The following is a 22884-nucleotide window of genomic DNA, read 5'->3' as shown; positions in this document are numbered from 1 at the left end:
TTTTCATCTGCTGGGGCGGAATAAATCCGCCCCGCATCAGGGTTTTCCCCTCCGGGAAAACGCCTGGACGCCGCACAACGGCGGCTCGCTCCCGCTCACGCTGGACGGCCCCATGGGTCTGCGCGTTTTTTGAAAGGTGGTTTTCTCTTGAATATTTTTGATATTATGGGCCCTGTCATGGTGGGGCCCTCCCCAGAGCACGCTGACGCGTACTCCGGGGCCCCTCTCTCTTTTTCATCTGCTGGGGCGGAATAAATCCGCCCCGCATCAGGGTTTTCCCCTCCGGGAAAACGCCTGGACGCCGCACAGCGGCGGCTCGCTCCCGCTCACGCTGGACGGCCCCACAGGTCCTGCGCGTTTTTTGAAAGGTGGTTTTCTTTTGAATATTTTTGATATTATGGGCCCTGTCATGGTGGGGCCGTCCAGCTCCCACACGGCGGGAGCTGTGCGCATCGGCCTCATCACCCGCAAGCTGCTGGGCCGCCCGCCGGTCCGGGCGGAGCTGCTGCTCCACGGCTCCTTTGCCGCCACCGGCAAGGGCCACGGCACCGACAAGGCTCTGGTGGCCGGCCTGTTGGGCATGGCTCCCGATGACCCGGACATTCCCCGCGCCTTCCCTCTGGCGGAGCGGGCCGGGATGCTGGTGCGCCTGGGCAGCATCGTCCTCCGGGGCGCCCATCCCAACTCGGTGCTGCTGAAGGTAGAGGATGAGCGGGGCAACACTCTGGAGGTCAACGCCTCCTCCCTGGGCGGCGGCCGTGTGCGAGTCAACGCCATCGACGGGCTGGACGCCTCCTTCACCGGAGAGTACCCCACCCTCATCATCCGCAATGAGGACCGGCCCGGCGCGGTGGCCGAGGTGTCCGCCATTCTCTCCCGGCGGCAGGTCAACATCGCCACCATGCAGCTCTACCGCAACATGCGGGGCGGCCTGGCGGTGATGGTGCTGGAGAGCGACCAGGACATCTGGCAGGAGGCTATCGAGGAGCTGCGTGCCTGCCCGGGCATTGTGCGGGTGACTTATCTCAACATGGAGGAGGACGGCTGACATGGCGTTTACATCTGTGGAGGGCCTTCTGCGGGCGGCGGCGGAGATGCCGCTGTGGCAGGCGGTCCAGGCCGACGATATCCGGGACCGGGGCGCCGACGCCGCCGACTCCTGGGGGCAAATGGCCCGCCTCTGGGCGGCCATGACCGAGAGCGTGGCGCAGTACAGCCCTCTGCTCCGCTCATCCAGCGACCTGGTGGGCGGCGAGGGCGGACTGGTGGCGGAGCAGGGCGGCAGGCTGTGCGGCCCCTTCCTCTCGGCCGTCATCGCCACCGCCCTGAAAACCGGCGAGTGCAACGCCTGTATGCGGCGCATTGTGGCCGCCCCCACGGCGGGAGCCAGCGGCGTGCTGCCCGCCGTGCTCCTCCCCCTTCAGCAGCGGGACGGCCTCTCCGACGAGGCCATGACCCAGGCCCTCTATGTGGCCGCCGGGTTCGGGCAGGTCATCGCCTCCCGCGCCTCCATCTCCGGGGCCGAGGGCGGCTGTCAGGCCGAGGTGGGCTCCGCCTCGGGTATGGCCGCCGCCGCTCTGGTCCACCTCATGGGCGGCACACCGGAGCAGATGGCCCACGCCTGCGCCATGGCCCTGAGCAACATTCTGGGCCTGGTGTGCGACCCAGTGGCCGGACTGGTGGAGGTACCCTGCGTCAAGCGCAACGTGATGGGTGCCATGAACGCTCTATCCTGCGCCGAGATGGCCCTGTGCGGCGTGAAGAACGCCATTCCCTGCGACGAGGTCATTGACGCCATGCGCTCGGTGGGCGACTCCATGCCCGCCGCCCTCCGGGAGACCGGCGCGGGCGGCCTGGCCGCCACCCCAACCGGGCGGCGCATCGCGGAGCAGATTCTGGGCAAATAAGCACACAGCAAGAGCCTCTGCACCACGCACAGAGGCTCTTATCATCCACTCATCGACGAAAGGAGAAGCAGCGCCATGTACTACCACGCCTCCCCGGTACGGGGCATCGAGGTCCTGGAGCCCCGCATCTCCAACCACGGCGTACCGCTGATTTATTTCTCAAAAAAGCGGGAAAACGTGCTGGTATACCTGAGCAATGCGGTTGAAAAATACTGCAAGGAGACCGGATTTGCCTACTGCGGCCCCTGGAAAAAATGGGGACCCTACGGCTTCAATCAAGACGGCACACAGCGCATTGAAGAGTACTATCCCAATGCGCTGGAGGACACCTATCGTGGTGTCTCCGGGTACATCTATTCTGCGGAGTCCATCGCGGACTCCGGCTTTTCCCTCCAGATTCCGGACGCCGCCGCCTCCAGCCAGCCGGTAACCGTGACCCGCTGTGAATTCATCCCCGACGCCTACGAGGCCATTCTGGCAGCGGAGCGGGAGGGGCTCATCACCATTCTCCGCTATGAGGACAGCTCACCCTCACAGCTGGAGTGGAACGCCAGAACCATCAGGGCAGAATATGAGGCCGCCGCAGACCACCCGGACTACCGCCATTTCATAGAGGGCAAGTTCCACATTCACGGGTAAACGCGCAAAAATTCACCCTTCCGCAATCACCACAGCCTCTCCGCTGCTGAGCAGTTTGTTTGCGTAGCAGCTGAGCGCCTCACAGGGCTCATACTTGGTCCGGTAGCCTACCCCATCTATCACCAGGAAGGGGTTGTATGCCATGACTTCGGCGGTGCTGCCGTCGGCCAGATGGAGGGTGAAGGTCACACCCTGACCGGCGTACTCCGTGTAGGAGCCGTCCCGGCCGTAGATGACCGCCTGGCTGAGATACTCCGCCAGCTCGGCAGTATCGGGAATTTCCAGCGTGGTGTCCGGCGGGGTGAGCTGCACCGTGGCGGACCGGATATCCGCCGCCGTCAGGTCCTTGTAGGGCCGCCGCCCGGCCATGGCGGAGGCGGCCCATATGCCGCACCCGATGACCGCCAGACAGAGCAGGGCGAGCAGCCAGCGCTTTCCTCGTTTCATGCAGACGCCCTCCTTTTGTTCTCCTGTCTGTATAGACGAAAAGCGGCCCGAAATGTTTCACGGGGTCAGCGTCCGAAAGACGCTGGCCCCGTGTTTTTATATGTACTTTTATGTCCGGCTGTCCGGCAGGCTGGCAGCAGCGGCGCTCTGGCCGATCTGCCGCACCCGCTCGTCGGGCGCCTGGACGGAGAAGGTGCAGTCAGGGTACTCGTCGGCCAGGACCTGACGGGCAGTGGACAGGATGATGTCTCCGCCGGCGCCGCCGGCCACGCCGCCCATCACCAGGGCGCAGTTCATGTCGTAGAACCGGGCGTACAGGGCCAGGGCGTGGCCCAGGTAGACGCCCAGATCCCGGTAGACCACCTCCACCGATCTGTCGCCCCCGTCCATCCGGCGGCGGAGGGCGGAGAACTTGTCGGCGGCGCCGCCTTCGGGCAGCTCCAGCCCGGCCATGGCGGCCAGCTTCACCGCGCCCTCCTGGCTCAGGTACTTGACGCCGCAGCCCGCATCGCCGCTCCAGTCGTCCCGGGCGGCATCGGGCTGCACGTCGATGGGGGTGAAGGCCAGCTCATTGAACCAGCCGGTCACGTTGTCCGCCTTGTCCACGTAGCCGCCGGCCTCGCTGCTGCCCATGGAGATGCCCAGAATGCCGTTCTCGTTCAAACCCATAGCCCCGGCCAGGGCGGTCACGTCGCCGTCATTGGCCACGGCAAAGGGAATATTCTCCCCCAGGCTGGCGGCGGTACGGGGGTAAATGTCCTTGATGGACTTGTCAAAGTCCTCCTTGCCTACGGAGAGGAACAGACTGGCCACCATGCACCGCTCCCCCACCAGCACGCCTGCGGTGGACACGCCCACGCCGTCCACCCGGGGCAGATGCTCCGCGGCGGCCCGGAGGGCGGCGGTGATGTGGTCATAGTGGTACTGGGGGTCGCTCTGCTCGCTGGGACGCCAGGGCATGGTGTCGGAGAACACGCTCCTGCCGTCCACCAGGGCGCTCACCTTCAGGTTGCTGGCCCCTGCGTCCAGACCGATGCGGCAGCCCTCCAGATGCCGCCCAATCGGGCGGGAGGAGCCCTTCTCAGCAGGGCGGTCGGCGTAGCTGCGGCTCTCCACGGTAAAGGGCCGCTCATAGACCCCCTCCATGAAGTCCCGGTCAAAGTCCCGGCTTCCGCCAGGGGCGTAGGCGCTGCACAGGTACTCCGCCGCCGCCGCGCTGCCGCAGGCGATCAGCTTCCAGCCGCCCCGGGACCAGAGGAGGAACTTGGCCAGCCGGTCTACGTACAGCCGGTCGGCGTCGCTCAGCGCTCCCTCGGTGCGCAGGTCGGTGTTGTACACCGACACCAGGCCGTTCTCCCGCTCCACCGCCAGGGCGAAGGGGTGTTTTGCACCGCTCTCATAGACCCGGAAGAACCGCGCCAGGGGCACAAAGGTCTTATCCAGCTGGGGCAGGTGGGTCACCGGCAGATCCAGTCCTAAAAATTCCATGAAGGCATCCTCCTCTTGTTGGTTGCCTCCAGTCTATCACACCAATCTCCCCGCCGCATTATCCAAACCTGCTCACTTTTTGCACAAAAAGACCGGAGCCTGTGCAACGCCGGGCTCCGGTCTTTTTCCGCTGTCTTTCCCATCACATATGGGACAGTACATGGACGCTGTACTCCGCTTTGGGCAGCACCTGTCCGATAACCGCGCCGGGGATGCCCCGGTCCTTCAGCCGCCGGACCAGCTCTGCGCCCCGGTCCTCCGGGATGGAGATGAGCAGGCCGCCTGCGGTCTGGGGGTCAAAGAGCAGGTCGGACACCTCCAGCGCCACGGCCTCCTCCACCTTCACCTTGCCCTCCAGGTAGCTCCGGTTGCGGTAGGCGCCGCCGGGGATGATGCCGTCCCGGGCCAGCTCCAGCGCGCCGGAGGCAAAGGGCACCGTATCAGCCCACAGCTGCACCGTCACGCCGCTGCCCTCGGCCAGCTCGTTGACATGGCCCAGCAGGCCGAAGCCGGTGATATCCGTGCAGGCGTTGGGCCGCAGGGGCAGCATGACCTCCTGGGCCCCCTTGTTCAGGGTGCTCATCAGGTCGATCATCTCCCTGAGCTGTCCGTCGGTGAGGAGCTCCGCCTTGGCGGCGGTGGAGAGCACGCCGGTTCCCACCGGCTTGGTGAGCACCAGCAAATCCCCCGGCTTTGCGCCGCTGTTGGTCAGAATCTCCTCCGGCCGGGCAAAGCCGGTGACGCACAGGCCGTATTTCGGCTCCGTGTCCTCAATGCTGTGCCCTCCGGCGATGACCGCTCCGGCCTCCACCACCTTGTCGGCGCCGCCAGCCAGAATCTCCCGGACAATCTCCAGGTTCAGGCAGGTGGGGAAGCAGAGCAGATTGATGGCCAGGCGGGGCGTGCCCCCCATAGCGTACACGTCGGAGAGGGCGTTGGCCGCCGCAATCCGGCCAAAGCTGCGGGGATCGTCCACTACGGGCGGGAAAAAGTCCGCCGTCTGGATCATGGCGGTATCGTCGTTGATCCGGTAGACGGCAGCGTCGTCGCTGGCGTCAAAACCCACCATCAGCCGCTCATCAGAGCCCTTTGGCAGGTCCGCCAGCAGTTGTCCAAGGACACCCGGTCCTATCTTGGCCCCTCAGCCGCCCGCGGCTGTCATTTTGGTCAGTCTGACCGGTTCTTCGTTCATACCGCGCCTCCTCTCCCCTGCCCCGAGGCAGATGCCCGGAGCAATTTTATTCTATTATATCACATCTCCCACCGGGGATAAACTGCAAATTTTCCACGCCGGCCCGCCGCCGTCTCACCCGCCGCGCCGGTCCGGCATAGGCTGGAACTGAGAAGAAATCCATGTCTCTTTTCCTATTTTGAATACTGGAGGGTTATCCATATGGCTGCGCAACCGCGTGTACAGTTTTACCTGGGGGCAAACGCCCCCTCCGGCTTCTACTCTCTCTACGACCAGCTCATCGACCCCGACCAGGCCCAGGACGTGATGATCCTCAAGGGCGGCCCGGGCTGCGGCAAGTCCTCCCTCATGCGGAAAGTAGGGGCCGCCATGGAGGAGCAAGGCCTGGCGGTGGAGTACATCCAGTGCTCCGGCGACCCGGACTCCCTGGACGCCGTCATCATCCCCACCCTGTCCACCGCCATTGTGGACGGTACCGCACCCCACGGCCGGGCAACACAGGGACACTTCTCCGGCAAAAAGGCGGCGCATCCCGGATTGGGACACGCCGCCTGCATGGCTGTAATGGGGGTTATGCCGTCAGGCCGCGGTAGCGGGGCGCGCTGAGGACGTCCATCATGTATGCGTAGGAAGAGAATTCCCCTTGGGTCACCATCTGGAAGAGCCTGGGCGTACAGCCAGAGACAAGCACCGCCCCCTGCTCGTTCATGGTGACGGGCTGGTGGAGGCCGCGGCTGGCCACGTTCCAGAACACCACCTGGGGAAGCTGGTAGCCCTCGGCGGCAAAGGCCCGGCGGGCCTGTTCAAAGGCGGTGACATCCGCGCGCTCGGTCCCCTGGTCAAACTCCATGTCAGAGATGACGTACAGGGTGTCGGGTATATCCGCCTGGCTCATGTGGTTCTCCACGGCAGTGCGGAGGAGCAGGTCAAAGACCGCCTCAAGGTTGGTGTTGGCACACTCATTGAAACCCGCGCAGTAATGCACCTGCTCATAGAGGTCCTCACCCTTGATCTCCACCAGCCTGGGGCTGCGGGAGAAGGTGATGAAGTGGTTGCGGAAGGCTCCGGTGTTCCGCTGGGCAAAGTAGATGGCCAGGGACAGGGCCACAGCGGCGGGAACAGGTCTGACATACCTGCTGTACATAGAGCCCGATCCGTCGGCCACCACCAGGGCGTTGCCGCCGCCGGCATAGTCGGGCAGGGCATTCCAGGTGGTGTCCAGGGCGAGACGCTCCTCCTGGGACATCACCTTGCCCACAAGAACGGGTGCAATCACGTCGTAGGGATAGAGGGTGTCCGTGTGGAGGGCCGTCTTTCCCTCACAGACCTGCCTCAGGAAGGCCCGGTAGCGCTCGCCGTCGTTTCGGAGAAAGGCCTGGCGGTACTTGAGCATGGCCTTGGAGGGCTGCTTGGCGTAGTCAAAAGTGTAGTCCCTCTCCCGCAGGTTGTTCTCCAGAATGGCGATTCTGGCGCGCAGGGCGGAGAGGGTCTTGCGGTAGGAGGCCTCGGTCATGCCCAGGCCCTTCACCAGAATCTTGGCGGAGAGCAGGGTGTCGGGGCTGCTGGCGTTCACCGAGGGGAGCCACTTGGCCAGGAGAGAGACATTCCCCTCTCCCGACTCCATGGCCTCCACATCCCTGTCCAACTGGGCCTTGATATACGCGATGGCCGCGCCTTTGCAGGGCGTGTCAAAGAGGGCGAGCAGGTCGTCCCAGCGGCCATACTCGGGGATGTTGCCCAGGTTCCTGACCACCGTCTCGGGGGACAGGCGGGCCATGGCCTTCAGGATGATGCGGAAGGCGTAGCGCTCACCCAGGCCGCCCCGGACGTCACGGGCGAAGAAGGCGATCTTCACCGCCGTGTCTCTGTCCTCGGCCCAGGCCCGTGTAAAGCGGTTCTGAATCTCTTCCCAGGACGCGCCTCGCAGGGCTCCCACGGTGGAAAACAGGTCCAGGCAGCCGCTCATGGTGGTGGACCAGGCGGCGCCGCCATTTTCCGTGCAGGTGCGGATGGATTCTCTTTTCAACGCTTCCAACATGACGGTACCTCCTGTCGGTTGAGGCGGATAACAAGGCACGTTGTGTTTTGAAGCCACATAACCGGTAAGATTGCTGTCTGTGCCTTTCTGCGTACAAGGCGCCGTATTCCGGACTTGATCCGGAAGCTTCTCCCGAGCCAAAAAAAGAAGTTGCTGTGGGCGCCTTTCATGTGCATATCATAACCTGCGGCGCCCGCTTTTTCCTCTCAAAAAAGTTGCGAGGTCCGCCGTTTTGTCGTACACTGTCAGAAAAGGGGGCGGCGTCATGGCCTATCGTGAGCTGGTAAAGCGGTTTGAATCGGTGCGGGAGTACATGCGGGACTTTCTGGTCTTCGGCTACAAGACCCGGCGGGAGTTTGACGGCAAGAGTGCCCGCACCTACGACAATGAGCGCCGCCGCATTGAGAGCTGGCTTGGGGACAATCTGCGCTGGGAATACCGCGCCAAGGGCAAGGCGGTGTTTTTGTCCATGGACGCGGCGGAGCTGGCCCACAACCCGCTGTACCGGGCCTGGCAGTCCAAGAGCTTCACCGACAACGACATCACACTCCACTTCTGCCTGCTGGACCTGCTTGCCGACGGTCTCCCCCGCCATGCCGAGGAAATCACCGACGCGCTGGCGGCGCGATACGGCACCCTCTTCGAGCTGCCAACAGTCCGGCGAAAGCTGAAGGAGTACGCGGAACTGGGCATTCTGGAAGCGCAAAAGCAGGGCCGCGCCCTGTGCTACGCCCTCTCCCCCTGCACGCTGGATTCCCTCTTCCCCGACCCGGCCCGGCTGCCCGAGCTGCTGTGCTTCTTCGGGGAGACAGCCCCCCTCTCGGTGGTGGGCAGCTTTCTGGCCAGCCGCCGGGGTGAGGAGGACTGTAAGCTCCGCTTCAAGCACCACTTCATTGTCCATACCCTGGAGGACCAGGTACTGCTCACCGCCCTGGAGGCCATCCGCACCCAGTCCCGGCTAGAGGTGACCAACGTCAGCGGCCGCAGCGGTCTGGAGCAGGTGACGGCAGCGGTGCCGGTGAAGATTATGGTCAGCGTCCAGACCGGGCGGCGCTATCTGGCTGCCTGGCTGCCTGAGCAGCGGCACTTTGTCTCCCTCCGGCTGGACTACATCAAGGCCCTCTCCCTCCGCCCCGGCCAGGAGGAGGACGGAGCGTGCCGCGCCCTTGCCGAAGAGCGGCTAGCGCACAGCTGGGGCTCAATCCTCCACAGCAATCCCCGGCTGGAGCGGTTCTCCATGACCGTGGCCGCCGACGAGGCGCGGGAGCCTTATATCATCCAGCGGCTGCGCCGGGAGAGCCGGTGCGGCACGGTGGAGCAGGCGGGCCCCGGCCTGTGGCGCTGCACCCGGTACGTCTGCGACGCCGGCGAGATGATGAACTGGGTCAAGACTTTTATCGGGCGCATTGTGTCTCTTGAGTGTGACAACCAGAGTGTCGTGGACCGGTTTTATGACGATATCCGGCGCATGGCGGAGCTGTACGGAGGTGAGGACTGATGGAGCTGTTTTCCGAGGTCTACGGCTGTTACTACGCAGTGGTGGCGGAAATTCTCCGCAGCGCCCCCCTGACCCGGGCTCAGGCGGAGGCCCTGGCGGCGGGCCGGGGCTACGGCGAGAGCGTCCTTCAGCTCATTCCCAAGCTGCTGGACAGCCGGGACTGGCCCCTGCTGGAGGAGCGGGACGGCCTGTTCCACAGCCGTCTGGACCGTCTGCCCGACCTGCCGGTGACCCATCTGGAGCGGGCCTGGCTGAAGGCCCTGCTGGCTGACCCCCGGCTGCGCCTCTTCCTCTCAGATGGGCAGCTGGCCCGCCTGGAGGAGGCCCTGGCCGGTGTGGAGCCCCTGTACCGGCAGGAGGATATCGTGTACTTTGACCGCTTTCTGGACGGGGATAACTACGCCGACCCGGGCTACCGCCGGCGCTTTCAGGCCATTTTGGCCGCCCTGGCGGACGGGACCGTGCTCCGCCTGACCTACCAGGCCCCCAAGACCGGCATTCATACCGGCGACCACCGCCCCCTGCGGCTGGAGTACTCTCCCCGGGACGACAAATTCCGGATCTACACCGTCAAAGTGCAGGAGGACGCCAGGCACAGCTGCCACATCCTCAACCTGGGGCGGATTGTGGACCTCTTCCCCTCTGAGGCGCGGTACGACGGCGCCTTTGACGTGGCGGAGTGGCGGCGCCGCCACCGCTGCGCCCAGCCCCTGCTCCTGCAGGTCACCAGCGAGCGCAACGGCGTGGAGCGGTTCATGCTGGAGTTCTCCTCCTATGAGAAGCAGAGCGAGTACGATGAGGAGACCGGCGCCTGCACCGTCCGGCTTTGGTACCAGTGGGAGGACGAGACCGAAGTGCTCATCCGGCTGCTGGGTTTCGGCTCGGTGGTGAGGGTGCTGGAGCCGGCCTCCTTTGTGACCCTGATGCGGGAACGGGTGGCCAGGCAGGCCGCCCTGCTGGGCTTCGGCCCGAAGGGAACCGTTGCACCTTAATCGGAGCCCCCGGCGCTGTATGCGCCGGGGGCTCTCTTGCCGCTCATACTCCCGTTCTACGGCTCATAGAGTTTGATGAGCAAAAAATATGAGCGCGGGAGGTATGGCAATGGATAAAACGGTGCTGGTGCTCACAGAGCGATTTACATCTTCTGCGCCGCCGGACAGAGAGGCCGTCCGGCGGGCGGTGGCCGCCTGGCTGGCCGGGGTACAAAAGGCATGAGCAGTACGGTGCGGTGCGCCATCTACACCCGGCTGAGCAAAGAGGATGAGGACCGGCAGGGAGATGCCTCGGAGAGCATTCGCAACCAGAAGGCCCTGCTGACCACTTATGCCGCCGACCAGGGGTGGGAGGTTTTTCAGGTCTACTGCGACGAGGACTGCTCAGGAGCCGACCGGCTGCGGCCCGACTTCAACCGGATGCTCCGGGACGCACAGGCCCGCAGGTTCCAGGTTCTGCTGTGCAAGAGCCAGTCCCGGTTCGCCCGGGATATGGAGCTGGTAGAGAAGTATATCCACGGTCTGTTTCCCCTCTGGGGCATCCGGTTTGTGGCGGTGGCGGACAACGCCGACACCCAGGTGCGGGGCAACAAAAAGGCCCGGCAGATCAATGGCCTGGTAAACGAGTGGTACCTGGAGGACCTGTCAGAGAACATCCGCACAGTCTTTGACATGAAGCGGCGGCAGGGGCAGTATATCGGCGGCGCGCCCATCTACGGCTACCGGAAAGACCCGGCTGACCGGCACCGCCTCATCATAGACCCTGAGGCCGCCGGGGTGGTGAGGCAGATTTTCCGCTGGTCCCTGGAGGGAAAGGGCAAGCAGGAGATTGCCCGGCGGCTCAACGCAGCGGGCATCCCCAATCCCACCCGGTACAAGCTGGAGCGGGGCTGGCCCGGCGTCCGGCCGGGCACGGACGGCCGGGGACTGTGGAACAAGACCACCGTGTGGCGCATCCTCCGCAACGAGATGTACACCGGGGTTATGGTCCAGGGCCGGCGGAAAAAGGTGAGCTACAAGTCCAAGGCCCTCATTGATCTGCCCAGGGAGCAGTGGTTCCGGGTGGAGGGCACCCACGAGGCCATTGTGGACAGCTCCCTCTTCCAGGCTGTCCAGCAGGGGCTGTCCCTCCGGGCCAGAGGCGGCGGCAGCGGCAGTCCCCATCCCCTGGCCGGGCTGGTGAAGTGTCTGGACTGCGGCAGCTCCATGAGCCGGACCACCAATGTGCGGCAGGGCAAGGCGGGCCTCTCCTACCTCCGGTGCGGACGGTACGCCGCCGGCGGCGGCTGCACCCGCCACTCCATCCGTCTGGACCGCCTGGTGTCCCTGGTGACAGAGCAGGTCCGGCGGTATGTGAACCTCTGCTGTCCGGCGGAGGATCTGCCTCTCCCCCCGGCAGAGCGCTTCCAGGCGGAGGCCCTGGAGCGGGAACGCCGCACCCTGTCCGCCAGGCTGGCAAAGTGCCGCCAGGCCTTGAAGGCCCTCTACCTGGACCGGGTGGAGGGCCTTGTCACCACAGAACAGTTCTGGGCGCTGAACCAGTCCTTTCTGGCCGAGCAGGAGAGGCTGGAGGTCCGGCTGGCGGAGACTCCCCTCCCCTCAGAACGCCGCGCAGATGCCGCCGCCCAATCCGGGGCGCTGCTGAAGCTGGATCAGCTCCCCCGGGAGCTGGCCGTACTGCTCATCGAAAAGGTGGAGGTTGGGGAGCGGAACCCTGAAACCGGAGAGCAGCCAATCCAAATCACCTGGAAGTTCTGAGGAAACCCGCGTAATGTTGCTCACGCCCACGTGGTGGAGCCAAAGCTGCCTGGAGCGGTGGAACGCTATGTCAATCTGGGCGCCTGCTACGACCGGACGGGGCTCCAGGCCATACGGTCTGAGCTGACCGCCTGCATGAAGGGCTACAAGGGCTGCTACCAGCGGGCCTACCGGTGCCTGACGGCGGCGGCCCAGATCGGCGAGGACATGCGGGCGGCCCTCATGACCCCCGCCGTAGAGGCCAGGCTGGCCAAGCGGACCCGCGGCATCCTGGTCCGGGAGGTAAAAAAGAGCGGCAGGGAGCCTGGAAAGGCGGTGCAGCGGTTCCTGGGGGCCATCACCTGGAAGGGACTGCTGTGCAATTTCGACACTGTGGACGCCCTGTGCCGCCGGGTCTATGAGCTGTCCGACAGCTACGGCCTGGCCCACGTCATGCTCACCCATCTGGCCGCCGGAGCCATGGCGGCGGGGTACGACGTCATTCTCTGCCCCTCCCCCATGTGGCCCGACCGGATTGAGCACCTGCTCATTCCCGGCCTGTCCCTGGCCTTTGTCACCAGCACCCCCGCCCTGCCCTACGGCAAGCGGCCCTACCGCCGCCTGCGGCTGGACGCCATGGTGGACCAGGAGACTGCCCGCCGTCTCCGGGCCAGGCTGCGGTTCTCCCGCAAGGTGTCTGCCGCCCTGGTGGAGGAGGCGGTGGACTCCCTGGCCCAGGCCAAGGCCATGCACGACGACCTGGAGTCCCTCTACAACCCCAACGTGGACTTTGACCAGGTTTACCGCACTGCTCAGGAAATAATCGGCCAGCTGAAAGCCCGGCTGCCCGGCGCCTGACAAAAAGCGGTTCCGGGGGCGCCTGACGGCGCGCCCGGAACCGCTTTGCCGCCTTTTACTCCTCCCCGGTCAGCTCCGCCACCAGGTCCAGATAATATCCTGCCCGGTAGTCCGCGTAGTCCCGGGCGTCCCGCTCCAGATCCTGATCATAGTAGTCCATGCCGTCGGTCTGGTAGTGCTCTGTCTCCTCAATGTACTCCGGCACCTGCCGGAAGACCCGCAGCGTACGGTACTCCGTCTCCATGGCGGCGTAGCAGTCCACCAGACACTGCTGGTAGTGGTGATACATCTCGTGGAGCACTGTGTCCATACACTCCGCCGCCGTTGACTGTCCCAGCAGCTGCATGTCAATGGTGATGTCCCTTCTGTTCCAGTCGTACATTCCTATCACATAGCCCCCCCAGATAAGCGCCGTGGAGAGGCGGCACATCAGGGGTGCCCAGATAGGCACACTCCGCCTGCACCACCACCCCCAGCACCTCCAGCCGCTCCTGCTCGTCCAGCGCCGCCCAGAGCTCCTCATTCAGGCAGACCAGTCTGTTCTCATCCACCGCCGCGCCTCCGTCGGACACCTCTGTACTGTCCGCCGTTAAGACCGGGATGCCGAACATACCGTTGCCCACCACAGTCAGCAGAGCCCCCAGGAAGCACAGCACCGCCGCCAGCCGCCCCCGGGAGACAAAAAAACGGAGCCTGCTGCGGACAAGCTCTGTCCAGCTCCAATGCCTGGGCGCTGGGGTCAGGATGCTGGACGCCCCCAGCCCCACCAGAGCAGCGCACAGCACAGCCAGCACAGCCAGCCACTTCCAGCCCCAGTAGGGCCGCACGCAGCAGAAGCAGTAGATGGCAAAGGGCAGTGCCGCGTTGACCACGGCGGTGGAGAACCGGCGCTGCCGGGCAGAGGTGGCCAGATAACACACCACCTCCGCCCCAACCACCAAAACCACCAGGACCCGGAAGGATGTGTCCAGGTCCAGCTGTTCGCCGGTAAAGGGACTGATCAGGCGGCAGGGTCCCATACGCCAGAAGGCAAAGAGGAATAGGCCGCTCATGAGCGCCGTATCCCACAGAAAGGCCAGATATCCCTCGTCGTTCCGGTTGCGCATAATTACTCCCCCTTCTCCCGGTTCTTCAGCGCGGCGGGCAGGCGGTAGGCCGCCGCCTCCAGCAGCATGGACAGGTTGGCCGCCTCCACCACCCGGATATTCCGGCCGCTTTTGTACCGGTACAGCTTCCTGCCCGTACCCGCGGCGGCGTACACTGTGGTGATCCCGCTGGCCTCCAGAGCGTCCAGGTAGTCGTCGGCGCTCACGTCGTCAAAATAGGTGTTCCCATACAGGTCGCAGCTCCCCAGGAAGGCGCAGTCCGACCCAAACTCCCGCCCTGTTATGGCGGAGAGGATGGCCGCCGCTGCCGCCACGCTCAGCGTGCCGCCGCAGGCGTCATCCACGTTCTGGGGCGAAAAGAGCACCACGTCCGTCCGTTTCATCCTCGGGCTGTTCCGGAACATCCGGCAGACAAATTCGTAGGCCACCTGGCAGTTCTCCCTCAGCTCCGTGCTGTGGATGCCGATGAGCCGCAGGCTCCCATCCCCCAGCCGTGCGGCCGCCTGGATGGGAAAGCAGCTCACGCCGTGTTCTCCGCGGTAAACCGCGTTCACCATGCCGGGAAAGAAGGCCACAGTCCGCTCCACGCACCGCTCCGGCCCCAGGACGCTGCGGAGCATGTCCAGGTCGCAGCAGAAGTTCTTCTCTCCCAGCTCCCGCCGGTAGAGATATCGGGCGAGGAGCTTCTCGCCGTACTGCTCCAGATCGCGGGCGCCCGGCTGAGTGGCATATCGGGTACACAGGGCCTCCAGCGCCTGGGAGGTAATGGAGAACTCCTCCGGCGCGATTCCCATCCGCTTCATCAGCTTGGGCAGGGTATAATGGGAAAAGATCTCCTTCTTCTCCTCTCCGCTGTACCCGGGGACAGAGATGCGGAGGAACCGGTCCCGAATGGGACGGCTGATGTCACTCAGCTCGTTGCAGGTGGCCACAAAGAAGATGCCCCGGGTGGGGATGGCCACATCCATAAAGGTGTCGGTAAAGCCGCTGCCGTCCAGCAGGGTAAGCAGGGCGTCGGCCGGATTGCCCTTGCCGTTGTTGCCGCTCGCCTTGTCCAGCTCGTTGATGACCATGACCACGTTGGCGCTTTTGGCCCCGTAAAGCTGCTGGATGATCCGGCCGGGACGGCCGTTGCTGTAAATGCGGGAGGAGCCGGTCAGGTCCTCATAGTCCCGGATGGTGGACATGTCCAGCACAGTCATGGGCAGGTTGAGGATGCGGGCCACCGCCTTGGCGATGGAGGTCTTGCCCACGCCGGCAGGGCCGTCCAGCAGGAGGCCCCAGGAGGGCATGGTGCCCGTCCGCTTCATCTGGGCCAGCACCTCCAGAATGCGCTGCTTTACCGGCTCCAGGCCGTAGAAGGTGCTGTCCATAATCTGCCTGGCCTCCTCCAGCGTGGGCAGATTCAGAGTGCGGATGTTCCAGTTGATATTCAGCGCGTAGGTCAGGGCGCGGACGGCGTGCTGCTTCTCCCGCTCCGTGCCGTTCCAGATCTTCTCGCACTGGTCCAGGGTCCGTTCCGCCCAGGCGCGGATCTCCGGCGGATAGGCCTCTCCGCACACCCGCATCAGCAGGCGCAGCTCATCCTCCGTCTGGAATTCCTCTCCGCTGTCCTGCACGGTCAAATCCGGCCCCGCCGTCCCGATGCCCAGCAGCCGAAGCAGGGTGTTCATTCTGCCCAGGGTCATGCTTGTCTTTTTTTCATTGCCGAAGAAGTCGGGCATCGCGCTGTACGGGCCGCCCGGGTCCAGGCTCCACACCCGAAACAGATCGGGGTCCTTCCGCTCTCTTCGCCCGGTGAGCATCATGAGCTCCTTCTTCTCCGCCAGCCAGGCCACCAGATTCCTCAGCCTGGGCTCCTCCAGCTCCACCCCCATGGCTTTCTCGCTGTACCGGGTGCTGTGGAGCACAAAGCCCAGCTCCCCCTCGTTGTCTACGAATTTTCCCACCAGATTCTGAATCCGCTTGCTCTTCAGGGTTTCGGGCAGATGCACGGTCATCAGGCTGGGGCGCTCTTCCGTATTCGGCTTTTTCACGGTATTTCCTCCTCCCGTGTGTATCCGGCAGTTTTTCTTTCACAGGGGAAAACGCGGTTTTCCCTCCATTGTCACAGACAGGAGAAAAATTTTTCTCCCTGTTAAACCGTGATCTTGCTCCCCGCCTCCCGTTTCTGTATAATAAAAGCTATACAGGCACGATAATCCACAATGCTCCGGCTGAAAGGCGGTGACGACTGATGGAATTTGGAACCCAGGCCTTTTTTGAACGGCTGAAAGCGGGCATAGCCTCCGGCGACCAGGAATTTTACAACGAACTGGACACAACGGTGGAGCGCTCCATCGGACATATGGTCCGGTCCAAAATCCAGTATCCAGATTCGGACGATGTGATGCAGAACATTAAAACCGAGGTCTGGCTGAGGATAAGCATGTTTCTCAACTCCTCGGAATGCAGTCTCCCCGCCCAGCGGAACGCCTGGCTGAAAAAGGTGGCTGCGAGCAAAATCAGCGACTTCTACCGCAAGCGCAGTCTGAAGCAGGAGGTGTCCCTGGAGGAGACTACGGACGGCGGCCCCTCCTCCGGGCGGCCGTCCGAGTCCCTCCTGCTCCGGGAGGCGGATCGTCTGATCAATTACCGGAGGTGCTGCCGCGCCATCTCCCATATCTGTAACCTGGACATGACCCCGGACCGGCTGCTGGCCGTGCTCTACAACGGGATTATCATACCGCTCTCAAGCGCCGGAGCGGACAAGAAAAAGGGGGCGCCGGCCGCCCTTGTCCGGCATTTCTCCGGCCGCCCTCTGTCCGAACTGCGATCCACGCTGTGGAAGGCGCTGTGCTTCCTGTTCACCTCCGCCCCACCGGAGTCCCTGCTGGAGCCCCTGGACCGAAAGCTCCAGGACGGCTGGGCGGACGCGCCCTTCCGGCTGACCCCGCGGGAGATCACCCTGGTCACCAACCGGGTCAAAGGCTCCGTCAAGAAACATCGGGAGCAAATTATGGGAGGTACCCTCGATGAGTGAACACATCACGCTGGAAGAGCTCTTTGCCTTTGTCTACGACGGGAGCACCGGCCCTGAGGCCAGAGCCAGGGCCGCCCGGATTAACGCCCACCTGGTCCACTGCGCCGCCTGCCGGGAGACCTGCCAGGCCCTGCTGGACCTGCGGGATTCAGCCGGCGCCCTGGCCATCGGCGCCGGCCAGCCCGGCGCGGCGGACCGGCTGCTGGAGCAGGCCGCCTGGTTCCGCCTGCGTATTCAGGACGCCGCGCGGAAGCTGCTGCTGGACGCCGTCCGCTTCGGAGCGTGTGATTTCGGCCATCCCATCCCCGTTGGGACCCGTTCGCCCGGCCCGGAGTCCGGCATACCGGGCTGGCTGGTGGACAACGAAAACAGCTACAACCAGCTGATCGTCCGGAACGGGGCACTTCGCGTCCAGCTGGACGCGGAGGAGCTCCCCTCCCCCAGCCCTGTGGCAGTGCTCCTGCGGGCAGATGGCACGCCTGCCGCCATTCAGGAGATGCAGCGGAGCGGCGAAGTGTGGACGGCAGAATTTTGCGGTGTGGAGGACGGCTCCTATGACCTTGCCGTCCTCTGACCGGTCTCCCTCCCGCCTGGCCGCCCGGCGGGACGCCGCGGCGGCCAGGGGCGAGGAACACGCCGCCCTGCTCTTCCAGCTTCACCTGCTGGCCCTGGAGGACAGCCCGGAGGAGCGGGAGCGGCTGATAGAGCTGCTGCCCGAACCTGTCCGCAGTCTGGACGAGGCGCCCGCCTATGCCGGCGTGCTGCTGCGCCTGTTTGCCCGGGAGCCGGAGCCCTGGGACGAGGCCTTCTTCTCCTTCTGCACCGCCACGCTGATGGAGCTGGCCTTTCTCCTGCGGGCGGAGGCAGACCACTTCTCCCCCCAGGAGGCGGAGGCCCTGGCAGGGCGGATCAATCTGACTCTGTGGGACATCTACGGCCAGAGCACCTATACGGCCGAGCTTCTCCTTCTCTACGAAATTGTCTACTACTATCAGGGACAGCCCCGGGAACAGGTGCTCTCCCTCTACCGGGATATTCTGGAGAACTGCCTGGACACGCTGGCTCAGCTCGACAGAGCCAGCGTGTCTGATCTTCTGCTCATTGCAGGCACTCTGCTGGAGACGGAGGAGGGCTGTCAGGAAGAGGCCCGGGACCTGCTGCGCCGGTGCGTGGACATCCGGCTGGACTACTTTGGCGAGGACACCCCCTTTCTCATGGTGGCCCGCAGGGAGCTGATGAACCTGTGCTACCTGATGGGAGATTCTGCCGCCGCTCTGGAGCAGAGCCGGATTCTGCTCCGTCAGCCTGAGGCCGGGTTCTCCCGCTCCATCCTCTGCCACACCCACCTTCTCGTTGTGGACATCCTGCTGGACCGGCTGGAGACCGCCGGGGTGGCGGACCACCTGCGTCAGGCTGAGGCACTGCTGGGCGCCCTTGCGCCAGAGGAGGATGAGGACAAGCGGCTGCGCTTCCGCCTGCACACCAACTATGCCCGCTATTACTTCACCCATACCGAGACCCCCTCTGACCTGGGCCGGATGGAGTTTCACGCCAAGCAGGCCTATCTGCTCGCCCGCACCCATGATTACGGCGGGGAGGATACACTGGCGGCCATCAACAACCTGCTCTATCCCCTGGCCTACTCCGCTCAGGACGAGGAGGCGGTGCGGCTGCTTCAGGAGGGCGCGGAACTGATAGAAGAGGCGGATTTGTATCACAGCCGGGCGGCTGCCATTCTCTACATCACCGCCAGCTTTTTCGGTCTGGAGGAGCTGCTGCCCCCGGAGGCGGCCCCATCCAACCAGGCCTTCTCCACTTCGGAGAGCGACGTGGCCCTCCGCTTCTGGTCTCTCTTCAACAGAACATATGCCCAGCTCCAGGAGGATTTTGTCTCCCAGGACCGGCTGGTTCGCATCCGCGCTGCGCTGGACCGCTGCGAGAGCCTGCTGGGCCGGCTCAGTCCCGGGGTAACCACCGCATCCATTGCCCTCAAGCGGGCCAGAGCGCTGCTCGCGCTCCGGCAGGGGGCCGGAGGCTCCGCCCGGCGGCGGGCCCTGTCCGCCCTGGAGGACGCCCGGACCCACCAGAGCCTCCACCCCCAGGGCATGCTCTTCAGCACCGCCCTTCCGCTGCTCCCCTATCTGCCTGACCTGCTGGACAGCGCCTCCCTCAAGGCCCTGCTGGAGGAGTTGGCGGGGAGCATGGAGGACCGGATCCGCCGCATCCTCGCCTGCCGGGACCAGGCGTACATTCTGGACTCCCTGTGGTCCAACACGATTATCATCAACTTCATTCTGGCCCTGGCAGACCAGGGGGCCGTCTCCATGGAGGTCAACCAGCTCTATGAGCTGATCATCAACGGCAAGTCCATCTACTCCCGCCTTCTGCGCATCAGCCGCAGGCGGCGGGAGGCCCACCCGGAGGACGAGCCAATTTACCGGCAGATCGACCGGCTCCAGGCGGACATCACGGACGAAAAGACTGAGGAGCTGCTCCGGGGCACAGTCCGGGATATCTCCGGCCTGGAGGAGGAAAAGCGTTTGCTGGAGCTCTCGCTGGCAGAGGACCCGCCGGGCGCCTTCCGGTGGCTCACCTGCGGCGCAATCCTCAAAAATCTGCCCCCCAATGCCGCGCTGGTGGACTACTACGCCTACCCCGCCAACCGATCCGGCGCTCTCACGCTGGGAGACATGCGGTACGCGGTGTTTGTGGTGTTCCGGTCGGGCGGTTATCTCCGGCTGCGCAGGCTGCGCTCCCTGAACTTTTTGGAGGTGCGGCGCAATCTGCTCTTTGTGACTGCCGGCGCCCGGGCTACCAAAAACAAAGCTCTGGCCCGTGTGGTGGGAGCGGCTGGGTACCGCTCCCTGTATCAGCTGCTCTTCCGGCCGGTGGAGCCCCTTATCGGCCCGGAGGTGCGCACCCTCTTCTTCTCCCCCGATGGGGACCTGCCCAAGCTGCCTTTCAGTCTGCTCAGCCGGGACTCCTCCACCTTTCTCTGCGACCGGTACAGCGTAATCTACCTGGAGAGCGCCCGGGATCTGAGGCCGGACCAGATTATCCATCCACAGGGCCGCGAGGCCCTGGTAATCGGCAACCCGGATTTCTCCCTCACCCCGCTGGACCCGGCCCAGGCGCCCCCGGCTCTGCGGGACCGTCTGGTTCAGAAGATCCCCGTCACCAAACTGGAGGCCCAGATGGTGGCGGAAAAGACCGGCTCTGTCCCCCTGATGCGGCGGGCGGCGGACAAGCATGCCCTCCAGAACTGCCGCGCCTCCATTATCCACATCGCCACCCACGGCGCCTTTTTCAGCGACGAGGAGGACGACAGCCAGGAGTACGAGTATGCTCCCAACCCCATGCGCCGCTCCTGCCTGTATTTTGCCGGAGCCAACGACTGGCTCCTCACCGGGAAAAAGGACCCGGTGCTGGGCAACGGCATTCTGACTGCCGAGGAGCTGTGCCACTACCGGATGTCCCCGCCCGACCTGGTGGTGCTGTCCGCCTGCTTCAGCGGCATGGGAGATATCCGCCAGGGCAACGGCATTGTGGGTCTCCAGACCGCCTTCAAGGTCCAGGGCGCCAGGGTTATGCTCCTGTCCATCTGGGAGGCCGACGACTTCGCCTCCCTCATCCTCATGGACCGGTTTTACGACAATCTGTCCTCCATGCCCGCCGGACAGGCCCTCCAGGACGCCCAGCACTATCTGCGCACCGTCACCATTGGGGAGCTGAGCTGTGCCGGCTGGTTTGACGAGCGGCGGTTCCGCCGTATCGGATTGGTGGCAGAGGACATGCGGAAGATGTCCCGCCTCAATCCCACCCACCGCCCATTTGCCCAGATCCGCTACTGGGGCGGCTATATTCTCTACGAATAAACGACCTTTCCGCCTGTCTGCTGTGATAATCTCCTCCCTGCTCCGTTTCATTGGGTGAACATGTCCAGAACAGAGACAGGGAGGATTTTATTATGGACTATCACGTTATTTTTCCCGCAGACGGCCAGCCCCAGGATCATAAACGCCCCCATGCTGTTTGGCTGGATACCGGAGAGACTTTTCCCATCAGAGACGCCGCAGAAGAGGACGGCAGGGCGCTGGAGTTTCTGCCCCAGGACGATTCCCAGGCAGATCCGGAGGAGGATGAGGACTTTGAAGACGATCTGATATGGGACGCTGAAGACGAGGATGAGGGCGAAGACTTTGAAGACGAACTGGTGTGGAGTGCTGAGGACGTAGGTACGAATAAGGATGATGCTGCGGAGCTGGACATGTCGGAGGACGACATTCTCAACGAGCTCCTTGAGATGTTCTCCCGCCATGAGGACGTCAAAGACGCTGACTTCCGCCGGGCGCAGGAGGAGATCCGGGCGGAGCTGGACCGCCGCACATATCACTATATCGCAGGCGACATCGACGGCAGCCCGGCTTTTTTCATCCCTTCCATGGGTTTTCTTCCCGCCCATTTTGATTTGCTCATCATCTTGAAGCGCAGCCCCAATCCCTGTGTCCGCTTCAAGGTGACGCTGCCCATCCTCTGCGGAAGCGAGATGTCCCCCGCGCTGCTGCTGCTGTTTGCCGAGATCGACCAGGCCTCGCGCTACTTCAACTGGAATCACTCTCCTTTGGATAACGAGATCAGCTTATCCTGTGTCATCCCCCTCAGCGCCTCCCAGCCCGCACTGCCCTGCCTGGCCGACCTGCTGGACGACGCGCTCCACATCCCCTTGATTTTCTTCCCCGCGGTAGAATGGCTGTCCACCGGTGTTGTCACTGTCCCGGTGATGCCAAAACAGCTGAAGGCCATGACGAAATTTCTCCGCCAGCTGGAAGACGACGGCCCCTGTCTCTCCCCCCGCGCACTCCAGCGCCTGCGGGACGGACTGGCAGCCGTCCAGCCTTAGGAGGACGACGACTGATTCCCCGGGCAAAAGGGACCGGACAGCGGTTGCTGTCCGGTCCCTTTTGTAGGTTCTGCGAACGGTCAGGTCTTTTTCCCCAGATAGACCAGCTGGGTGCAGCGCTGGATTCCGGTGCGCTCATACCGTTCCTGGATGCTCCTGGCCTCGGCCAGCAGCTGCTCGTATTCCGGCTTGCCGGCAGCCTTCTTCTCCACAGCAGAGACCAGCTTGGCCGTCTTGCCCGCCAGCTTCCTGTCCATCTCGGGCTCCTCCAGCAGGTCCACGGTCCGCACGTCGGCAAGGGGCAGAGTGCTGAGGATATCAATAATCTCCTGCCGGTTCCAGGTGGGGCGCTGGAAGCCGCCGGAGAGCATGTCCAGCTTGGCCTCCAGGCTGTGCTGGAGGAAGTGAGTCTGCTGGGCCTCGTTCTGGTTGTCCGAGTACATCTCGTTGACCAGAAACCAGCCGCCGGGCTTGAGCACCCGCAGCATCTCCCTGAGCACTGCGCCGTAGTCCTCGATATGGTGCAGCGTGTTGGAGATGGCTACCAGCTCAAAGGTGTCGTCAGGGAAGTCCATGTGGGCGCCGTCGCCTTGTACAAAGGTAATGCCCTTGCCGCCGTTCTTCGCTTTGGCCTCCTCCACTGTCTTGGGGTCGCACTCCAGGCCGATGACCTCAGAGCCCTCAGGCATGGCCTCCGCCAGGGTGAAGGCAAATTCGCCAAACCGGGTGCCCACATCCAGTGCCTTGCCCTGCTTCAGGCCGGGCAGATATTCTTTCAGGTGCAGCATGACTGCCATATCCTTCTTTCTGGCTGTTCGTCCAAATTCTCCGGGCGGCAGGCGGCGTGGAGAGAGCACGCGCCTGCCGCCCGTGATATTTTGTCTTACTTGGAGAGGTATGCGTTGATCTGCTCGGCGCCTTTCTTGCCCGCGCCCATGGCCAGGATGACGGTGGCCGCGCCGGTCACCGCGTCGCCGCCGGCAAACACGCCCTCCCGGGTTGTGGTCACGCCGTCGTCCGCCACGATGAGGCAGCCCTTCTTGTTGGTGTCCAGGCCGGG

20 protein-coding genes and 1 pseudogene are annotated in these 22884 nt (G+C 64.1%); 12 read left to right on the top strand and 9 right to left on the bottom strand.

Annotated features, from left to right (window positions below; translation table 11 throughout):
• Window positions 1-379: 379 nt before the first annotated feature.
• From sdaAB to Q0K06_RS09485, 3 genes are all read left to right on the top strand, one after another.
• On the top strand, window positions 380-1048 hold the full coding sequence (gene sdaAB / locus Q0K06_RS09495) for an L-serine ammonia-lyase, iron-sulfur-dependent subunit beta (protein ID WP_294551604.1): 669 nt from the start codon (window positions 380-382) through the stop codon (window positions 1046-1048).
• Window position 1049: 1 nt separating this feature from the next.
• A complete protein-coding gene (gene sdaAA / locus Q0K06_RS09490) occupies window positions 1050-1907 on the top strand; it encodes an L-serine ammonia-lyase, iron-sulfur-dependent, subunit alpha (protein ID WP_294551602.1) in 858 nt (285 codons plus the stop codon).
• Between the two features lie 75 nt (window positions 1908-1982).
• Window positions 1983-2546 (top strand): hypothetical protein, encoded by a 564-nt coding sequence (locus Q0K06_RS09485; RefSeq protein WP_294551600.1) that lies wholly within the window; start codon window positions 1983-1985, stop codon window positions 2544-2546.
• Between the two features lie 12 nt (window positions 2547-2558).
• Here the strand turns inward: Q0K06_RS09485 and Q0K06_RS09480 are convergent, their stop codons facing one another.
• The 3 genes from Q0K06_RS09480 to selD form a co-directional block, all read right to left on the bottom strand.
• Entirely contained in the window at window positions 2559-2993 is a 435-nt protein-coding gene (locus tag Q0K06_RS09480; RefSeq protein ID WP_294551598.1) for a hypothetical protein, read from the bottom strand.
• A gap of 108 nt (window positions 2994-3101) precedes the next feature.
• Complete coding sequence (locus Q0K06_RS09475; RefSeq protein ID WP_294551596.1) at window positions 3102-4481, bottom strand: ROK family protein; 1380 nt, start codon at window positions 4479-4481, stop codon at window positions 3102-3104.
• Window positions 4482-4623: 142 nt separating this feature from the next.
• Complete coding sequence (selD, locus tag Q0K06_RS09470; protein ID WP_294551591.1) at window positions 4624-5673, bottom strand: selenide, water dikinase SelD; 1050 nt, start codon at window positions 5671-5673, stop codon at window positions 4624-4626.
• A 201-nt stretch (window positions 5674-5874) separates the two neighbouring features.
• Between selD and Q0K06_RS09465 the strand changes: the two genes are divergently transcribed.
• The gene (locus Q0K06_RS09465) at window positions 5875-6279 is read left to right on the top strand and encodes a hypothetical protein (protein ID WP_294551589.1); all 405 of its coding nucleotides are present in this window, start codon (window positions 5875-5877) and stop codon (window positions 6277-6279) included.
• Here the strand turns inward: Q0K06_RS09465 and Q0K06_RS09460 are convergent.
• On the bottom strand, window positions 6245-7711 hold the full coding sequence (locus Q0K06_RS09460; RefSeq protein WP_294551586.1) for a DUF2828 family protein: 1467 nt from the start codon (window positions 7709-7711) through the stop codon (window positions 6245-6247). The genes Q0K06_RS09465 and Q0K06_RS09460 overlap by 35 nt on opposite strands.
• A gap of 265 nt (window positions 7712-7976) precedes the next feature.
• On the opposite strand from Q0K06_RS09460, the gene Q0K06_RS09455 reads away from it, so the two are divergent.
• The 4 genes from Q0K06_RS09455 (at window position 7977) to Q0K06_RS09440 (ending at window position 12796) form a co-directional block, all read left to right on the top strand.
• Entirely contained in the window at window positions 7977-9209 is a 1233-nt protein-coding gene (locus tag Q0K06_RS09455; RefSeq protein ID WP_294551585.1) for a WYL domain-containing protein, read from the top strand.
• Complete coding sequence (locus Q0K06_RS09450) at window positions 9209-10201, top strand: WYL domain-containing protein (protein ID WP_294551584.1); 993 nt, start codon at window positions 9209-9211, stop codon at window positions 10199-10201. The genes Q0K06_RS09455 and Q0K06_RS09450 overlap by 1 nt, the downstream gene beginning before the upstream one ends.
• 219 nt (window positions 10202-10420) lie before the next feature.
• Window positions 10421-11959: a recombinase family protein gene (locus Q0K06_RS09445; protein WP_294551582.1), complete on the top strand. Its 1539-nt coding sequence runs from the start codon at window positions 10421-10423 to the stop codon at window positions 11957-11959.
• Between the two features lie 30 nt (window positions 11960-11989).
• Window positions 11990-12796 (top strand): hypothetical protein, encoded by an 807-nt coding sequence (locus tag Q0K06_RS09440; protein WP_294551580.1) that lies wholly within the window; start codon window positions 11990-11992, stop codon window positions 12794-12796.
• A gap of 55 nt (window positions 12797-12851) precedes the next feature.
• Here Q0K06_RS09440 and Q0K06_RS09435 read toward each other — a convergent pair whose 3' ends face one another.
• From Q0K06_RS09435 to Q0K06_RS09425, 3 genes are read right to left on the bottom strand one after another with little or no spacing between them, the layout of a single operon-like run.
• Window positions 12852-13178, bottom strand: a complete 327-nt coding sequence (locus Q0K06_RS09435; RefSeq protein WP_294551578.1) for a hypothetical protein — start codon at window positions 13176-13178, stop codon at window positions 12852-12854.
• Window positions 13144-13902 (bottom strand): hypothetical protein, encoded by a 759-nt coding sequence (locus Q0K06_RS09430; RefSeq protein ID WP_294551576.1) that lies wholly within the window; start codon window positions 13900-13902, stop codon window positions 13144-13146. The genes Q0K06_RS09435 and Q0K06_RS09430 overlap by 35 nt, the downstream gene beginning before the upstream one ends.
• Window positions 13903-13904: 2 nt before the next feature.
• Complete coding sequence (locus tag Q0K06_RS09425; protein ID WP_294551574.1) at window positions 13905-15938, bottom strand: AAA family ATPase; 2034 nt, start codon at window positions 15936-15938, stop codon at window positions 13905-13907.
• Window positions 15939-16138: 200 nt separating this feature from the next.
• Between Q0K06_RS09425 and Q0K06_RS09420 the strand changes: the two genes are divergently transcribed.
• The 4 genes from Q0K06_RS09420 (at window position 16139) to Q0K06_RS09405 (ending at window position 21824) form a co-directional block, all read left to right on the top strand.
• The gene (locus tag Q0K06_RS09420; RefSeq protein ID WP_294551572.1) at window positions 16139-16924 is read left to right on the top strand and encodes a hypothetical protein; all 786 of its coding nucleotides are present in this window, start codon (window positions 16139-16141) and stop codon (window positions 16922-16924) included.
• Window positions 16917-17498, top strand: coding sequence for a hypothetical protein (locus tag Q0K06_RS09415; protein WP_294551570.1), 582 nt, complete (start codon window positions 16917-16919; stop codon window positions 17496-17498). Before Q0K06_RS09420 ends, Q0K06_RS09415 begins: the two co-directional genes overlap by 8 nt.
• Window positions 17479-20799, top strand: a complete 3321-nt coding sequence (locus Q0K06_RS09410; protein WP_294551569.1) for a CHAT domain-containing protein — start codon at window positions 17479-17481, stop codon at window positions 20797-20799. Before Q0K06_RS09415 ends, Q0K06_RS09410 begins: the two co-directional genes overlap by 20 nt.
• Before the next feature lie 92 nt (window positions 20800-20891).
• Complete coding sequence (locus Q0K06_RS09405) at window positions 20892-21824, top strand: hypothetical protein (protein WP_294551566.1); 933 nt, start codon at window positions 20892-20894, stop codon at window positions 21822-21824.
• 80 nt (window positions 21825-21904) lie between these two features.
• Here Q0K06_RS09405 and Q0K06_RS09400 read toward each other — a convergent pair whose 3' ends face one another.
• Window positions 21905-22612: a class I SAM-dependent methyltransferase gene (locus Q0K06_RS09400; protein WP_294551564.1), complete on the bottom strand. Its 708-nt coding sequence runs from the start codon at window positions 22610-22612 to the stop codon at window positions 21905-21907.
• A 95-nt stretch (window positions 22613-22707) separates the two neighbouring features.
• Window positions 22708-22884 (bottom strand): annotated as a pseudogene (locus tag Q0K06_RS09395) (dihydropyrimidine dehydrogenase); the annotation flags it as partial.

Source organism: uncultured Pseudoflavonifractor sp. (assembly GCF_944387805.1).
Taxonomy (GTDB): Bacteria; Bacillota; Clostridia; order Oscillospirales; family Oscillospiraceae; genus Pseudoflavonifractor.
Note: the sequence above shows the minus strand (reverse complement) of the source record. Positions and strands in the feature narration are given on the sequence as shown.

Coding starts and splice junctions, on each gene's coding strand:
- sdaAA (WP_294551602.1), top strand. CDS start 1,050: ATGGCGTTTACATCTGTGGAGGGCCTTCTGCGGGCGGCGGCGGAGATG.
- Q0K06_RS09485 (WP_294551600.1), top strand. CDS start 1,983: ATGTACTACCACGCCTCCCCGGTACGGGGCATCGAGGTCCTGGAGCCC.
- Q0K06_RS09480 (WP_294551598.1), bottom strand. CDS start 2,993: ATGAAACGAGGAAAGCGCTGGCTGCTCGCCCTGCTCTGTCTGGCGGTC.
- Q0K06_RS09475 (WP_294551596.1), bottom strand. CDS start 4,481: ATGGAATTTTTAGGACTGGATCTGCCGGTGACCCACCTGCCCCAGCTG.
- Q0K06_RS09465 (WP_294551589.1), top strand. CDS start 5,875: ATGGCTGCGCAACCGCGTGTACAGTTTTACCTGGGGGCAAACGCCCCC.
- Q0K06_RS09460 (WP_294551586.1), bottom strand. CDS start 7,711: ATGTTGGAAGCGTTGAAAAGAGAATCCATCCGCACCTGCACGGAAAAT.
- Q0K06_RS09455 (WP_294551585.1), top strand. CDS start 7,977: ATGGCCTATCGTGAGCTGGTAAAGCGGTTTGAATCGGTGCGGGAGTAC.
- Q0K06_RS09450 (WP_294551584.1), top strand. CDS start 9,209: ATGGAGCTGTTTTCCGAGGTCTACGGCTGTTACTACGCAGTGGTGGCG.
- Q0K06_RS09445 (WP_294551582.1), top strand. CDS start 10,421: ATGAGCAGTACGGTGCGGTGCGCCATCTACACCCGGCTGAGCAAAGAG.
- Q0K06_RS09435 (WP_294551578.1), bottom strand. CDS start 13,178: ATGTACGACTGGAACAGAAGGGACATCACCATTGACATGCAGCTGCTG.
- Q0K06_RS09430 (WP_294551576.1), bottom strand. CDS start 13,902: ATGCGCAACCGGAACGACGAGGGATATCTGGCCTTTCTGTGGGATACG.
- Q0K06_RS09420 (WP_294551572.1), top strand. CDS start 16,139: ATGGAATTTGGAACCCAGGCCTTTTTTGAACGGCTGAAAGCGGGCATA.
- Q0K06_RS09415 (WP_294551570.1), top strand. CDS start 16,917: ATGAGTGAACACATCACGCTGGAAGAGCTCTTTGCCTTTGTCTACGAC.
- Q0K06_RS09410 (WP_294551569.1), top strand. CDS start 17,479: ATGACCTTGCCGTCCTCTGACCGGTCTCCCTCCCGCCTGGCCGCCCGG.
- Q0K06_RS09405 (WP_294551566.1), top strand. CDS start 20,892: ATGGACTATCACGTTATTTTTCCCGCAGACGGCCAGCCCCAGGATCAT.
- Q0K06_RS09400 (WP_294551564.1), bottom strand. CDS start 22,612: ATGCTGCACCTGAAAGAATATCTGCCCGGCCTGAAGCAGGGCAAGGCA.